This is a genomic window from Undibacterium sp. Di27W, from assembly GCF_049340345.1.
GTDB lineage: Bacteria > Pseudomonadota > Gammaproteobacteria > Burkholderiales > Burkholderiaceae_D > Undibacterium.
The window spans coordinates 420845-433471 of the sequence record NZ_JBMPOS010000001.1 but is presented as its reverse complement, the minus strand read 5'-3'; the positions used below and the strand labels follow the sequence as shown (position 1 = coordinate 433471).

Below are 12627 nucleotides of genomic sequence, written 5' to 3'. Positions count from 1 at the left end.
TTTCATACATCTTCGAGCTGCATGCACCTACGAGCGCTCGCTGGATGATGCCCAGCGATCTCAGCAATTAGTTTTTGCTTTGATCAAACAGTTTGTTTTTTGCAATCCAAGTGCACTTGAAGGCGTAAAAAAATCGCCCCTGCGGGCGATTTTTAGCCTTCGAGCTGCGCGCGCCTATGAGCGCACGCTGGATGATGCCCGGCGATCTTAAAAATTAGTTTTTGCTTTGATCAACCAGTTTGTTTTTAGCAATCCAAGTGCACTTGAAGGCGTAAAAAAAGTCGTCCTAATGGACGACTTTTAGCCTTCGAGCTGCGTGCGCCTATGAGCGCACGCTGGATGATGCCCGGCGATCTCAGTAATTAGTTCTTGCTTTGATCAACCAGTTTGTTCTTCGCGATCCAAGGCATCATGGCACGCAATTTCGCACCAACTTCTTCGATTTGATGCTCAGAAGTCAAACGGCGGCGGGAGATCAAAGTCGGTGCACCGGCTTTGTTTTCCAGGATGAAACTCTTCGCGTATTCACCAGTCTGAATATCTTTCAGGCATTGGCGCATGGCGTTTTTAGTGTCTTCTGTGACGACTTTAGGGCCAGTCACATATTCGCCATATTCTGCATTGTTGGAGATCGAGTAATTCATGTTGGCGATACCGCCTTCATAGATCAGGTCAACGATGAGTTTCAATTCATGCAGACATTCGAAGTAAGCCATTTCTGGCGCATAACCAGCTTCAACCAGAGTTTCGAAGCCAGCTTTGATGAGCTCAACCGCGCCACCGCACAGAACCGCTTGTTCACCAAACAAATCAGTTTCTGTTTCTTCACGGAAGTTGGTTTCGATGATGCCGGCACGGCCACCACCATTAGCCATCGCGTAAGACAAGGCGATGTCGCGGGCAGAGCCAGATTTATCCTGATATACAGCGATCAGGTGAGGCACGCCGCCGCCCTGGCTATAAGTACCACGTACAGTGTGGCCAGGTGCCTTAGGAGCGATCATGATGACGTCCAGATCGGCGCGTGGCACAACTTGACCGTAATGGACATTGAAGCCGTGGGCGAATGCCAGCACTGCACCTTGTTTGGCGTGAGGTGCAACGTTTTCTGCGTAAACCTGGGCGATGTTTTCATCTGGCAGCAAAATCATGATGACGTCAGCAGCTTTAACTGCGTCGTTCACTTCAGCCACGTTCAGACCGGCATTTTTTGCCTTGTCCCATGAAGCGCCGCCTTTACGGAGGGCGACAGTGACTTTACAGCCGGAATCATTCAAGTTCTGTGCGTGTGCATGACCTTGAGAACCGTAGCCGATGATAGCAACGTTTTTGCCTTTGATCAGGGAGAGATCACAATCTTTGTCGTAGAAAACTTTCATTTTGTATCCTAATAATTAAGTATTTTTGTAAGGGATGGCGTATGCCTGAAACTATATTAAACCTTGAGGATGCGTTCGCCGCGTCCTATGCCTGAACCACCGGTACGTACCGTTTCCAGAATTGCCGTGCGGTCTATGGAATCGATGAAAGCATCCAATTTACCTTTATTACCGGTCAATTCTATGGTGTAGGTCTTTTCGGTGACATCAATGATGCGGCCACGGAAAATATCTGCGGTGCGCTTCATTTCTTCGCGCTCCTTGCCGACCGCTCTTACCTTGATCAGCATCAGTTCGCGTTCTATATGCGCGCCTTCGGTCAGATCAACCACTTTGACTACCTCAATCAGGCGGTTCAAATGTTTGGTGATCTGTTCGATGATGTCGTCAGAACCAGAGGTCACGATAGTCATACGCGACAGCGTCGGGTCTTCGGTCGGTGCCACCGTCAGGGTTTCAATGTTATAGCCGCGGGCGGAAAACAGACCAACCACACGGGACAAGGCACCGGCTTCATTCTCAAGAAGGATGGAAATAATATGTCTCATTACAGATCCTCCGAACCAAGCAACATTTCAGTCAAGCCCTTGCCTGCCTTGACCATAGGCCAGACATTCTCGGTTTGATCAGTAATGAAGTTCATGAATACCAGCCTGTCTTTCATGGCAAAGGCTTCACGCACTGCGCCATCGACGTCTGCCGGGTTTTCTATCTTCATGCCGACGTGACCATAGGCTTCCACCAGCTTGGTAAAGTCAGGCAGAGAGTCCATGTAAGACTCGGAATAGCGTGAACCATAATCGATTTGCTGCCACTGCCTGACCATGCCAAGGAAGCGGTTGTTCAACAAAATGATTTTTGGCGTCAGGTGATATTGCTTGCAGGTTGCCAGCTCTTGTATGCACATCTGTATCGAGGCTTCGCCAGTGATACAGGCCACAGTCGCATCCGGGTTAGCCATCTGCACACCCATGGCGTACGGCAAACCTACCCCCATAGTGCCCAGGCCACCAGAATTAATCCAGCGACGTGGCTTATCAAAGCGGTAGTATTGCGCGGCCCACATCTGATGCTGGCCTACGTCAGAGGTGACAAAGGCATCGCCCTTGGTGACTTCCCAGACTTTTTCAACCACAGACTGTGGTTTGATGACTTCGGTGGAAGTCGGGTATTTCAGACATTCACGGCCACGCCATTCATTAACCTGCTTCCACCAGGTAGCCAGCGCCTTGGGATTAGGACGTGTCTCAACCGCACTCAGTTGTGACAGCATTTCCTGCAAGACGTCTTTGACATTACCTACGATAGGAATATCAACCTTGACGCGCTTGGAAATCGACGAAGGATCAATATCAATATGAATGATCTTGCGTGGATGTGAAGAAAAATGTTTGGGATTGCCGATCACGCGGTCATCAAAACGAGCACCAATGGCAATCAGCACATCACAGTGCTGCATGGCCATATTGGCTTCGTAAGTACCATGCATGCCTGGCATGCCAAGGAATTTTTCATCGCTGGCACGATAAGCACCCAAGCCCATCAGGGTATTGGTACATGGGAAGCCGAGTAAATCGACCAGCTTGTTCAGCTCTGGTGCAGCATGCGCGAGTATCACGCCGCCACCGGTGTAAATCATGGGACGTTCAGCCTGCAACAGCAGTTGCACAGCCTTGCGAATTTGTCCTGCATGCCCCTTGTCGACTGGCTTGTAAGAGCGCATTTCGACTTCTTTAGGGTAGCTATAGGTAGTTTTGTGCATGCTGATATCCTTGGGGATATCGACCAGCACAGGACCAGGACGACCTGTCGTCGCTATATAGAATGCTTTCTTGACGGTCTCGGCCAGATCCCTGACGTCTTTCACCAAAAAATTATGCTTGACGCAAGGACGGGTAATGCCAACGGTATCACATTCCTGGAAAGCATCCTGGCCGATAACGGCACTGGGAACCTGTCCTGAAATAATGACCATGGGAATCGAATCCATATAAGCAGTTGCCAGCCCGGTTACCGCATTGGTAACGCCAGGTCCGGAAGTGACCAGGGCCACGCCTACTTTATTGGAGGAACGGGAATAAGCATCGGCAGCATGTACTGCAGCCTGCTCATGACGCACCAGGATGTGTTGAAACTTGTCCTGATTGAAGATTGCATCATAGATATAGAGTACGGCACCACCCGGATATCCGAATACATGCTCAACACCCTCTTCGGCAAGACACTTGACAAGTATCTCTGCGCCTGTAAATTCTGAACTCATAAATTGTGTCCTTTCAAGGTCCATAGGAGATTGATCGGATGTTCTTTCCTGGCGAAATCGACATGTAAATACCGGAAAGCTGAGATCCCTTTATGTGCGGTCACATTCCCCTTTACACATCCGTTGGATATGGTGCCAGGCAAGGCTTAGTGCACTCGTTCAATCAGTATTAAGGCTTTTACAAGGACAGACTTCTCACGCTTGTGGCATGGGTCAGAACAAACAGCTTCTTAAAGCGAACTTGTCGGCGACAGCATTGTGAGCCGTTCCAGACAAGTATTTTGTGCTCCGAGATTTTGGAGCGGACTCAAACAGTACTGCGTCGCAGCAATTTGGTCAAGGAAAATTCTATAAGAAAAGAAACTTATTTAGCTTTAAAATGTTAGTGAATGACAAGAAATCACAAAATTCAGGACATAAGCACGTATTTTTGCTAGCATGTGCGCAATTTTGCATGGTCAGCTCCCTTGAAAAGTTAAAGAAGAAGCCGAACCTGCTATAAACCACGTAAAGCGCGTAACTGCCAACAATGGCCACAGACAAAGAATTATCCAGCTTTTTGGAAGGTGTAGAGCGTCGCGCCTTTAAACATGCTGTCTATACCGTAAGAAATGAAGAATCTGCTCTGGACATCGTCCAGGAAGCAATGATCAAGCTCGCCGAAAAATATGGTGACAAGCCAGCGGCAGAATTGCCCATGCTGTTTCAGCGCATATTGCAAAATACCATTCTGGATTTTTTTCGCCGTGAAAAGGTCAGAAATACCTGGGTCAGCTTGTTTTCCAGCATTACACCTTCCAATAATCAAGATGATGATAATTTTGACTTATTGGAAAGTTACGCTGCAGAAGATGGCACGGAAGCATCAGAATCCAGTGCCGACAAGATAGAACGTGAGCAAGTTCTCAATATAATTGACGAAGAAATAAAAAAACTTCCAGCACGTCAACGGGAAGCCTTCCTCATGCGTTATTGGGAAGACATGGATGTAGCGGAAACCGCCGCTGCAATGGGTTGTTCCGAGGGTAGCGTTAAAACACACTGTTCCCGGGCGACACACGCATTAGCTGTCACGCTCAAGGCTAAAGGAATTCACCTATGAACTATTCAAAAGAAGCGAAAGACCTTGAGTTTGCTTACAAGGTAAGAAGAGCGCTGAATGAGTCAGCGGAAAGCCTGCCTGCCCCCACCCTGGACAGGCTGGCGCAGGCGCGCAAACTGGCTTTGACGCGCAAGAAACATGAAGCACCTGTAGCTGTACAAGTATTAAAAGGCGCATTTGCCGGTAATTCTGGCTTTTCTTTCCAGGGCCCAGGCTCCTGGATGGGCAAACTGGGCCTGGCATTGCCTTTATTGGTCCTGGTTGTTGGCTTGTTGGGTATTTACGAATACGAACAACAGCAAAACATCAATGAACTGGCAGATATCGACACTGCCGTTCTGGTAGATGAATTGCCGCCAGCCGCTTATGTCGACACCGGGTTCAGTGCTTATTTGAACAAAACCGAGGAGTAGTAGTGAGGTTAGCGTCAATACCGAAATCTATCTGTCTTGTTATTATTTCTCTTGCAATACCGCTGGCTTTGGCTGGCGGTATTTCTGTTCCTGCGTCCACTGCACAGACCAACAGTAAGCCTGCTACCGGTTTGCTGGGTGGCAGTACGCTGAGCAAACCCTTGTGGACCGAACTTAGCCCTGCACAAAAACAGGCTTTGGCACCACTCAGCCCGGAATGGGACAAAATGTCCGAACTGGGTAAGAAAAAATGGCTGGAAATTGCCAATCGCTACGCAAGCATGAAGCCGGATGAACAAGCCAGATTGCAGGAGCGCATGCGTGACTGGGTCAAATTGACACCCGAGCAACGCATGGCTGCCCGTGAAAATTACGCAAAATCAACACAACTCAAACCTGAGCATAAATCTGCACAGTGGCAACAATACCAACAGTTGAGCGAAGAAGAAAAAAAACGCCTGGCTGATGAGAATCAAAAAAAGAAAAGTGTGACGAATCTGTCCTCTGATTCTGTCAAGAATCCAAAAATCCTGGCACCCATCAAAGTCGGCCCCAAGCCTGCAACGAGCCCAAGTCCGACTCTGCCAGCTGTCAAGGTGGTGACTCCTGCCGCCGCCGTCACTGCCGCGCCTGCTTCAACAGCCATCCCCTCACCCGCAGGTAATGCTGCTCCCGCATCCAGTGCGGCCGACTCCGCATCGGCAAGCAGCTCCGCACCCCAAGGACCGGGCAAGTAATCTGTGAATTCTGATCTGACTGCTCCGGCTATACGTCGCCGCCTCATTTGCATGGTGTATGAAGCCATGCTCTTGTTTGGCATCGTCTTTGTCTCCGACTTTTTGTTTGATGTTATTACGCAAAGCAGGCATGCCCTGATGTTGCGTCATGCACGCCAGTTTTGGCTATTCCTGGTGATTGGCGCCTATTTTGTGTTTTGCTGGAGTCGCAGCGGCCAGACCCTGGCCATGCAAACCTGGCGTATCAAAGTGACCGATCTGGATGGTGGCAAATTGCCTGTCGCTAAAGCCATAGTTCGCTATTGTCTGGCCTGGATGTGGTTTTTACCCGCCATGGGCTTGGTTTACCAATTAAACCTGAAAGAATGGACAATGGCAGGCGTAGTTCTGATCGGTATGCTGGCCTGGGCTTATACAGCACGGATGAGCAAAGACGGTCAGTTCTTGCATGACAGACTGGCAAAGACGAGATTGATCCACATTCCTTCGGAAAATGAACTGAAAGCGCAGTCCAGCGCCTGATACTCTTTTGATGTTGGGCTTTCAATGTTATTCTTATGAAATAATTTATCGAGAAGAATGACATGCAACACAAAGCTCCTCGTCGCACCAGGGAACGCATACTAGAACTATCCCTGCGCCTTTTCAATGAGTTCGGCGAACCGAATATCACCACGACTGTGATCGCGGAGGAAATGAATATTTCCCCCGGCAACCTCTATTATCATTTCCGCAACAAAGACGATATCGTTAACTCTATCTTTGTCCAGTTTGAGGCAGAGATTAATAAGAAACTGGCCTTCCCTGAAGGGCGCAAAGCCAATATTCAGGATATCTGGACTTATCTGCACCTGACATTTGAACTGGTCTGGCGTTACCGCTTTTTCTACCGCGACCTGAATGACTTGCTCTCCAGGAATCGCAAACTGGAACTCAATTTCAAAGAAATATTGACGCACAAGATCAAGGTGGCGACCGGACTTTGCACCGGCCTGCGTGCCGACGGCGAGTTTGAAGCCAGCGATATCGATATTGATGCCCTGGCCACCAATATGGTGGTGGTCGCGACTTACTGGTTATCCTATGAATATGTGCGCAATCCACGCAAATATACAGAATTGCAAACCATGTCTGAGTCGCTCGCACGTGGCTGCTATCAAGTCATCGTCCTGATCAGCCCTTACCTGCGTGGTGAAACCAAGAATGTCTTCGAGAAACTGTCGCAAGACTATTTGCGCAAAATGAATCCCACATGAAGAAGATTTGCGTTTATTGCGGCTCCTCCCCCGGCATCACGGAAGGCTATGCCATTGCTGCTCGCCAATTGGCAGCCGAACTGGTCAGGCAAGACCTGGGGCTGGTGTATGGCGGTGGCAATGTAGGCTTGATGGGCATTATCGCCGATGAAGTCCTGCGTCTGGGCGGGCAAGTCACCGGGGTAATACCACAAGCATTGATGGATAAGGAAGTTGGTCATACCGGCTTGAGCAAACTGCACATTGTTGCCAATATGCATGAACGCAAAGCCATGATGGCCGACTTGTCTGATGCCTTTATCGCCATGCCAGGTGGCATAGGTACGCTGGAAGAACTGTTTGAAGTCCTGACCTGGTCACAACTGGGTTTTCATGAAAAGCCAATCGGTTTATATAATACCAATCATTTTTACCAAAAATTGCATGATTTTCTGTTGCATACGGTAGAGCAAGGTTTCTTGCGCCCTGCCCATCTGGATTTACTCTATATAGAAACAGATCCGGCTCAGCTATTGCAAAAATTTGCTGAGTATCGCCCCAAACATGTCAAAAAGTGGCTGGAAGTCAAAGATCTTTGATTTTATTGGCGCAATTGAATCTTTACTCCAGGGGCAAAACACCATAGTCAGGTCAAAAGCAGAGTAAAATGCGGCTTCATCTGACTTTTTGTGTTTATTTCAAATTATGAAATTCTCCAAGCAATTCTCGCTGTACGAATCCGAAGCAACCAACTTCATCAAAGACTTGAAAAAAGCCAACCCAGCGCTGGAACAAAGCCAGCGTGATGGCCGTGCTCTGCTGTGGGACAAGCAGGCGATTGATCTGGATACGCAAAAGCGCACTGAGGAATCACGCATCAATCAGCAAGCTTACGTGTATCAAAACAAGGGCTGATTAAGCCCGCTTGATACCCAGCTATATAGCAATAATCCGAAAAGCTTGTGACTACCACAACTGCTTTAACGCCAAGCGATTTACCTCTGGTTGGCGCAGTCGACAGCACACCTGATGTGGTCGACGGTTTGGCGTTTGCCAAACTATATGGCGAGCCTTTGTTCAAACTGCCAAATGATCTGTATATCCCGCCTGATGCGCTGGAAGTATTCCTGGAAGCATTTGAAGGCCCGCTGGACTTGCTGCTTTATCTGATACGCAAGCAAAACTTCAATATCCTCGACATCCCGATGGCGCAAGTCACGCTGCAATATTTGCAGTATGTCGAGCAGATACGCAAACACAATCTGGAGCTGGCAGCTGAATATTTGCTGATGGCGGCCATGCTGATAGAAATCAAGTCACGCATGTTACTGCCGTCGAATAAAAACAAAGACAGCGAAGAAGCCGATGACCCGCGCGCAGAGCTGGTGCGCCGTCTGCTTGAATACGAGCAAATGAAGCTGGCCGCTTACGACTTGAATGCAGTGCCGCAACTGGGTCGCGACTTCTTGCACGCCCAGGTTTTTGTAGAACAAAACACCGTGCTGCATTGGCCACATGTCGATATCGCCGACCTGCAATCCGCCTGGGCCGACGTACTGAAACGCGCCACACTGGTGGCTCACCACAAAATCAGCCGCGAAGAACTCTCGGTGCGTGCACATATGACTGGTATTTTGCGCAAGCTGCAATCTTCCAAATTTGTAGAATTTTCCGACCTGTTTGATATCAGCCGCGGGGCGCCGGTACTGGTAGTGAATTTTGTTGCCCTGCTTGAGCTGGCCAAAGAAACCCTGATAGAAATCACCCAGGCTGAAGCCTTCGCACCTATCTATGTGCGCCTGGCCTATTCAGCTGCCTGATCGCATTGAATAAAACTACTCCTCACTATAGAGCCGTAACATGAAAATCATTTCCTCCATTGAAGAATTGCGCGACCAACTGAGTGGACAATTGCGTACTGCATTTGTACCTACCATGGGCAATTTGCATGAAGGGCATTTATCCCTGATGCGGCTGGCAAAAAAACATGGTGACCCGGTGGTCGCCTCAATTTTCGTGAATCGCCTGCAGTTTGGCCCGAATGAAGATTTCGATAAATATCCACGCACTTTCCAGGCTGACGTAGAGAAGCTGGAAAAAGAAGGTGTATATGTCTTGTTTGCCCCCACTGAAAAAGACTTGTATCCAGAACCGCAAGAATACCGCGTGCGCCCACCAGATGACCTGGGCAATATACTTGAGGGTGAATTCCGCCCTGGTTTTTTCACCGGCGTCACTACCGTTGTTCTGAAGCTGTTCTCTTGCGTGCAGCCACGCGTCGCCGTGTTCGGCAAAAAAGATTATCAGCAGCTCATGATAGTACGCAATATGAGCAAACAATTTGCCTTGCCAACTGAAATCATCGCCGCAGAAACTTTCCGCGCAGAAGATGGCCTTGCCCTGTCTTCTCGTAATATGTATCTGTCGCCAGAAGAGCGTGCCGAAGCACCTGCCCTGTACAAAGTATTGAATGAAGTCGCGGCAGAAGTGCGCGGTGGTCATCTGGATATGTTTGAACTTGAACGTCAAGCCATGGCAAAACTGGCTACACGCAACTGGAAACCAGATTACATCTCGATACGCAAACGCTGCGACCTGCAGCCACCATCTGCCGGGGATATTGCCCAGCAATCTCCACTGGTTGTAGTCGCCGCTGCCAAACTGGGCGGCACACGCCTGATCGACAATCTGGAAATCTGATGCGCTTGTTACAAGCACTGCAATCCACAGTCAAATTGGTAGCAGGCAGCACTGTGTTGGCGACCTGCCTTGCATCCACCACTGCGTTTGCATCCATCACCGTGCTGGATGATGCGCAACGCCAGGTCACCGTAGATAAACCTGCGCAACGCATCGTCAGCCTGGCGCCACATATTACGGAGATGCTGTTTGAGGCCGGTGCCGCCAACAATATCATTGCCGTTACTGATTATAGCGACTACCCGGAAGCAGCAAAAAAACTGCCATCCATAGGGAATATTTTCGCTCTGGACCTGGAACGCCTGCTTGCCCTCAAACCTGACCTGGTCATCGTATGGGGCACTGGCAATGCAAAAATCTTGGCCAATAAATTACGCAGCAATCACATCACCGTCTTTGAAAGCGAGCCCCATAATTTTGAAATGGTGGCGACCTCGATAGAGAGGCTGGCGACACTGGCTGGCACTGACAATACAGGCAAAGCCAATGCACAAAAGTTCAGGCAGCGTCTCGACAATCTGCGCAAGACTTATCAATTGCCCGCTTCTGTGACACCGGTCAGTGTGTTTTATCAAATGATACGCAGACCATTGATGACCATCAATGATACCCATATGGTGTCTGATTCCATACGTCTTTGTGGTGGCAGGAATGTATTTGGTCAACTCAAAGACCTGAGCTCTACCATCACCACAGAAGCCGTGCTGGCGGTCAACCCCGATGTCATACTCAGCAGTGGCGAAAATATCGACAATATGGCGGACTGGAAGCAATTCCCCACCCTGACAGCTGTGAAGAAAAATAATTTCTATGCAGTCAAAGGCGACTGGCTGAATCGCGCAGGACCGCGCATACTCGATGGCACCGAGGCGCTTTGCAAGCATCTGGCCGCAGCAAGAAGCAAATAGACCCAAGCAGCAAACAATTTCTTTTCAAGCGATAATGATAGCCTTGCTTGCTGCTGCAAGCTTTATTGTTGATTGCTACTCATGCGCCAAGGTATCTTGTTTGCAGGCTCCGCTTATTTTCTCTGGGGCCTGTTTCCTATCTATTTCAAAACCCTGCACGACGTCCCGGCACTGGAAATTTTACTGAACCGCATGCTGTGGTCGCTGTTATTTCTGCTAGGTGTTTTGGCCTGGCGCAAGCAATGGGCATGGGTAAAGGATGCAGCACAACAACCGAAATTGATTGCCGGTTTTGCCCTTAGCGCCCTGCTTTTGTCAGCCAACTGGTTTGTGTATATCTGGGCAGTCAATCATGGTCACATCGTTGATGCCAGCCTGGGTTATTTCATCACACCTCTGGTCAATATTCTTATAGGTTCAGTCTGGCTGCGCGAAAAGCTGCGGCCGGGTCAATGGTTGTCGGTGGCACTGGCGGCAACGGGTGTCGCCTGGTTGACCATACAAACCGGCCACTTACCCTGGATAGGCCTGATACTGGCAACGACATTCGGCACCTACGGCTTGCTGCGCAAGACCTCGGCATTAGGTGCGCTGGAAGGCTTGTCACTGGAAACCGCCCTGCTCTTTCCGTTTGCCTGTGGCTGGCTATGCTGGATGACTTTGCAAGGGCAAAACAGCTTCATCGCCAGCAGCGTGGATATCAAGATGCTGCTACTCATCAGCGGCCCCATTACCGCCATCCCCTTGTTGCTATTTGCCGCTGGCGCCAGACGCATTCCCATGACCACACTGGGACTGCTGCAATACATCTCGCCCCTGGTGCAATTGCTGTTAGGCGTCTGGCTTTATCATGAGCCTTTCGACTCCAACAAATTGACAGGCTTTATCGCTATATGGACCGCACTCATTGTCTATTCTTGCGAAGGGCTTTGGAATAACTTCAGGTCATCTCAAAGCAAGGCCAACCCATCTGCCTGATTTGAAGGGCAGGACTAAAATCGAGCTACCCTTCAGGTATAGCAAAGCCGTCATTTAATGACTGGTGCTTAATGTGACTCGCACGGGAAATTGCATTTTGCACGCAACCCCTTTGCACAGAGCTGGTTTATAGTGCTCTTCCATCAAAGCCATCGCCGCTATCTTTGTCATGCGTTCATCCGGGGATGTCAACACGCCTACAGCATTCGGCGTCCCATCTGCATTGACCTCAACGACGACCGATAAATCCCCCTTCAGGTGAAGTACGTCCTGAGCTTTCATGATCACCCTCAGTATGTCTTTTGTACCCTTCAATGGATAAGGCGGCTCATCAGTTGCATCCAGGTGCTCATACATGGAGCGGACGATGGCCTTCTCCTTGTTGCTCAACTCGGCATAAGGCTTATTGATCGGTACGCTGACATTCGTCACTGCATTTCGCGGGATATGAGAGCCAGTTTCCAAGCTCTCATGTTTGAGGGAATATTCTGCTGCCGGTGCAGCTTGTTGCGCATATGCAGATGCGCCATGGAACAGGCAAAAAATTACAACCCAGGAGTGAAATTTAGACATAAGCATAGAAGTCCAATCAGTGAATTGACAGTTAATGCAGAAAATGATCAGGCAGACAAGTGTACAATTTATTAATTATACAAGCCCTACTCATAAAAACCATGACAAAAACTGGTTTTTTCTTCAATGAAATAGCGGCCCTCACTGCGGGCCTATATGCAACGTCAGCCTTGACATGCCGTTTCATGGTAAAGTGTGGCCTACGCTAGGGGTCCTGGAAATAATAATTTCCGGGTGAGAGAGTCCCTTCTACCTGATCTGGATAATGCCAGCGAAGGGAAGCGCAAAGTCCCGGTCGTTCTTGCTTCTTTGTTTGCTCCCGCGCTGTCATCCACAACG

The 12627-nt window shown here is 49.2% G+C and carries 15 protein-coding genes and 1 riboswitch; of the genes, 11 read left to right on the top strand and 4 right to left on the bottom strand.

Going from position 1 to position 12627, the window contains the following annotated elements:
• Positions 1-362: 362 nt before the first annotated feature.
• The 3 genes from ilvC to ACO0LF_RS01895 are packed head-to-tail and all read right to left on the bottom strand — an operon-like array spanning position 363 to position 3642.
• The gene (gene ilvC / locus ACO0LF_RS01905; protein ID WP_110253979.1) at positions 363-1379 is read right to left on the bottom strand and encodes a ketol-acid reductoisomerase; all 1017 of its coding nucleotides are present in this window, start codon (positions 1377-1379) and stop codon (positions 363-365) included.
• A 56-nt stretch (positions 1380-1435) separates the two neighbouring features.
• Positions 1436-1927, bottom strand: coding sequence for an acetolactate synthase small subunit (ilvN, locus tag ACO0LF_RS01900; protein ID WP_110253980.1), 492 nt, complete (start codon positions 1925-1927; stop codon positions 1436-1438).
• Complete coding sequence (locus ACO0LF_RS01895) at positions 1927-3642, bottom strand: acetolactate synthase 3 catalytic subunit (RefSeq protein WP_423011394.1); 1716 nt, start codon at positions 3640-3642, stop codon at positions 1927-1929. The genes ilvN and ACO0LF_RS01895 overlap by 1 nt, the downstream gene beginning before the upstream one ends.
• A 529-nt stretch (positions 3643-4171) precedes the next feature.
• Here ACO0LF_RS01895 and ACO0LF_RS01890 point away from each other — a divergent pair.
• The 11 genes from ACO0LF_RS01890 (at position 4172) to rarD (ending at position 11715) form a co-directional block, all read left to right on the top strand.
• Positions 4172-4744, top strand: coding sequence for an RNA polymerase sigma factor (locus tag ACO0LF_RS01890; RefSeq protein WP_423000836.1), 573 nt, complete (start codon positions 4172-4174; stop codon positions 4742-4744).
• Complete coding sequence (locus ACO0LF_RS01885) at positions 4741-5157, top strand: DUF3619 family protein (RefSeq protein ID WP_423011392.1); 417 nt, start codon at positions 4741-4743, stop codon at positions 5155-5157. The genes ACO0LF_RS01890 and ACO0LF_RS01885 overlap by 4 nt, the downstream gene beginning before the upstream one ends.
• A gap of 2 nt (positions 5158-5159) precedes the next feature.
• A complete protein-coding gene (locus tag ACO0LF_RS01880; RefSeq protein WP_423011390.1) occupies positions 5160-5894 on the top strand; it encodes a DUF3106 domain-containing protein in 735 nt (244 codons plus the stop codon).
• A 3-nt stretch (positions 5895-5897) separates the two neighbouring features.
• A complete protein-coding gene (locus tag ACO0LF_RS01875) occupies positions 5898-6416 on the top strand; it encodes an RDD family protein (RefSeq protein ID WP_423011388.1) in 519 nt (172 codons plus the stop codon).
• A 62-nt stretch (positions 6417-6478) separates the two neighbouring features.
• Complete coding sequence (locus ACO0LF_RS01870; RefSeq protein WP_423000828.1) at positions 6479-7150, top strand: TetR/AcrR family transcriptional regulator; 672 nt, start codon at positions 6479-6481, stop codon at positions 7148-7150.
• Positions 7147-7728 carry a TIGR00730 family Rossman fold protein gene (locus ACO0LF_RS01865; protein ID WP_423011386.1) on the top strand — a complete coding sequence of 194 codons (582 nt, stop codon included), beginning with the start codon at positions 7147-7149 and terminating at the stop codon, positions 7726-7728. Before ACO0LF_RS01870 ends, ACO0LF_RS01865 begins: the two co-directional genes overlap by 4 nt.
• Positions 7729-7834: 106 nt before the next feature.
• On the top strand, positions 7835-8044 hold the full coding sequence (locus ACO0LF_RS01860) for a DUF3460 family protein (RefSeq protein ID WP_423000824.1): 210 nt from the start codon (positions 7835-7837) through the stop codon (positions 8042-8044).
• A gap of 47 nt (positions 8045-8091) precedes the next feature.
• Entirely contained in the window at positions 8092-8949 is an 858-nt protein-coding gene (locus ACO0LF_RS01855) for a segregation and condensation protein A (protein WP_423011384.1), read from the top strand.
• A 40-nt stretch (positions 8950-8989) separates the two neighbouring features.
• The gene (panC, locus tag ACO0LF_RS01850; RefSeq protein ID WP_423011382.1) at positions 8990-9829 is read left to right on the top strand and encodes a pantoate--beta-alanine ligase; all 840 of its coding nucleotides are present in this window, start codon (positions 8990-8992) and stop codon (positions 9827-9829) included.
• Positions 9829-10737: a cobalamin-binding protein gene (locus tag ACO0LF_RS01845; RefSeq protein WP_423011380.1), complete on the top strand. Its 909-nt coding sequence runs from the start codon at positions 9829-9831 to the stop codon at positions 10735-10737. Before panC ends, ACO0LF_RS01845 begins: the two co-directional genes overlap by 1 nt.
• 81 nt (positions 10738-10818) lie before the next feature.
• Complete coding sequence (gene rarD / locus ACO0LF_RS01840) at positions 10819-11715, top strand: EamA family transporter RarD (RefSeq protein ID WP_423011378.1); 897 nt, start codon at positions 10819-10821, stop codon at positions 11713-11715.
• 54 nt (positions 11716-11769) lie between these two features.
• On the opposite strand, the gene ACO0LF_RS01835 is transcribed toward rarD, so the two are convergent.
• Positions 11770-12288 carry a hypothetical protein gene (locus ACO0LF_RS01835; RefSeq protein ID WP_423011376.1) on the bottom strand — a complete coding sequence of 173 codons (519 nt, stop codon included), beginning with the start codon at positions 12286-12288 and terminating at the stop codon, positions 11770-11772.
• Positions 12289-12485: 197 nt separating this feature from the next.
• A riboswitch (TPP riboswitch) is annotated at positions 12486-12585 on the top strand.
• The last annotated feature ends 42 nt before the right edge of the window (positions 12586-12627 follow it).

Bases quoted from the DNA above. Each gene is read 5' to 3' on its own strand.
- ilvN (WP_110253980.1), bottom strand. From the start codon at position 1,927: ATGAGACATATTATTTCCATCCTTCTTGAGAATGAAGCCGGTGCCTTG.
- ACO0LF_RS01860 (WP_423000824.1), top strand. From the start codon at position 7,835: ATGAAATTCTCCAAGCAATTCTCGCTGTACGAATCCGAAGCAACCAAC.
- ACO0LF_RS01895 (WP_423011394.1), bottom strand. From the start codon at position 3,642: ATGAGTTCAGAATTTACAGGCGCAGAGATACTTGTCAAGTGTCTTGCC.
- ACO0LF_RS01865 (WP_423011386.1), top strand. From the start codon at position 7,147: ATGAAGAAGATTTGCGTTTATTGCGGCTCCTCCCCCGGCATCACGGAA.
- panC (WP_423011382.1), top strand. From the start codon at position 8,990: ATGAAAATCATTTCCTCCATTGAAGAATTGCGCGACCAACTGAGTGGA.
- ACO0LF_RS01885 (WP_423011392.1), top strand. From the start codon at position 4,741: ATGAACTATTCAAAAGAAGCGAAAGACCTTGAGTTTGCTTACAAGGTA.
- ACO0LF_RS01845 (WP_423011380.1), top strand. From the start codon at position 9,829: ATGCGCTTGTTACAAGCACTGCAATCCACAGTCAAATTGGTAGCAGGC.
- ACO0LF_RS01835 (WP_423011376.1), bottom strand. From the start codon at position 12,288: ATGTCTAAATTTCACTCCTGGGTTGTAATTTTTTGCCTGTTCCATGGC.
- ACO0LF_RS01890 (WP_423000836.1), top strand. From the start codon at position 4,172: ATGGCCACAGACAAAGAATTATCCAGCTTTTTGGAAGGTGTAGAGCGT.
- rarD (WP_423011378.1), top strand. From the start codon at position 10,819: ATGCGCCAAGGTATCTTGTTTGCAGGCTCCGCTTATTTTCTCTGGGGC.
- ilvC (WP_110253979.1), bottom strand. From the start codon at position 1,379: ATGAAAGTTTTCTACGACAAAGATTGTGATCTCTCCCTGATCAAAGGC.
- ACO0LF_RS01870 (WP_423000828.1), top strand. From the start codon at position 6,479: ATGCAACACAAAGCTCCTCGTCGCACCAGGGAACGCATACTAGAACTA.